A 1,502-nucleotide genomic window follows, 5' to 3' on the forward strand; every position below is an offset into this window, starting at 1 on the left:
ACCGAGATAAATAATGCTGAAGCCAAACCGTTGCCAGCGACGCAACCGGGTGGCAATACGCACGATGGTATCGTGGTGTTCCCTCCAGGCAGTAATCTGCCGCCGGCTTATGTGGCCGTGGTGGAGATCATTCCGCAAAATGAAGTCAATGCACGCGAAGCCGAACGCAAGGCATTTCTGACTTATCAGGATGCACGCCAACGTCGTGAGTCAGTTCAAACGGATGAGTACCGAAAGTCACACAGTTATCAATGGTTGCTGCCTGAACGGACTATCAACCAGCGACAGATTGAGGAAAAGCAGGCTCAAATCACCCTCAATCAGCGAATTGCTGAACGTCAATCTATCCAGGAAGCCAATGCGCGCGCTCGCCGTCAGGCGGGACGAGCCGAACAATTTCATCGTGACGTGGAAAGAACCAATGGCACCATTGCTGCATTAAACGAAGATCTTTCCCGGCTGCGTAAGGAAGAAAAGGATCTAGCGGCTCAGGTTGCTGAATTTGATCGCATTGCCAAAGACAATATGAGCAAAATTCGCGCACGGCAGCCGACCGATCCGGATATTGCTTCGTTGTCACCGCAAGCGCAAGCGGCGTTCTGGCGCAACCAGGCGAAGAAAGAATTCGTTCTTACGGTTGGCGATGGCGATTTGCCCAAATATCCGCCGGTCATGGGCAGCAAACCCAGTCCGCTGTTTCTGGAGCAGACTGCCTACTTCTGGCGTGAAAGCGGGTTTGCTATCAGCAACTATAATTCGGTGGCGACGACGGAGACACTGGAAGCCGGTATCCGTGGCGCGTTTGCCCGGGCCTCGGCGGCGTTGACGAGGACACCTGCGGAAAAACTGTATGCCAACGGGCAGGTCACCACGGCTGAGTTTGCTCAGCTCTCTTTTGTTTTTTCCGAGAGTTTGGACGTGCCGGCATTGACCGTCATGTCATCCCTGGGTGTTGGTCGGTTCGGATTGACGCGAGACGATGTGAGGAATGCGCTCGGCAACTATAATTCGGTGCGGTTACCTTATCGGCTGGTTTCTCGTGAGACGGGGGATGTCGGGGAAGAGAAAATCCACATCAACATCGTTCGCCCTGATGAGCGGAACGTAAAAGGTGCGGTGCCACTAAGGCCACTATCATGGGATGCGGTGAAAAGGGAGTTACGCTTTACCACTGATGACGGTGCTATCTCTCTGACCTGGACACCGGCGAATGACAAGAGCGTATCCGGTTATATTATTACCGTCACGCCGGTTGGTGCGCCTGCAGGCAAGCTTTCGACGGGGGGCAGTGTCGATGTGTCAGGGAAAGGAACGCTGACTGCATTGCCCAATGGTGATGTTCAGCAGATCCATGACTATATTTTGGTTCCACCGGTTGAAAGTGGTCTTGATCCGATTTATGTCATGTTCAACAAACCACGAAAAAAACCGGCCAAGGAGGATAAGCCTGAGCTTGTCAAACCCCGCAAAGGGCTAACAGAATTTGGGCATGATTATCATCG

Annotated in this window: 1 protein-coding gene; it reads left to right on the forward strand. The window is 52.9% G+C overall.

Annotated features, from left to right (window positions below; all coding sequences use genetic code 11):
* On the forward strand, nucleotides 1-1,502 hold a 1,502-nt coding region (locus tag AB0I71_RS32485; RefSeq protein ID WP_357591184.1), incomplete at both ends, for an S-type pyocin domain-containing protein.

This window comes from Micromonospora sp. NPDC049891, from assembly GCF_040660295.1.
Classification (GTDB): domain Bacteria; phylum Actinomycetota; class Actinomycetes; order Mycobacteriales; family Micromonosporaceae; genus Micromonospora.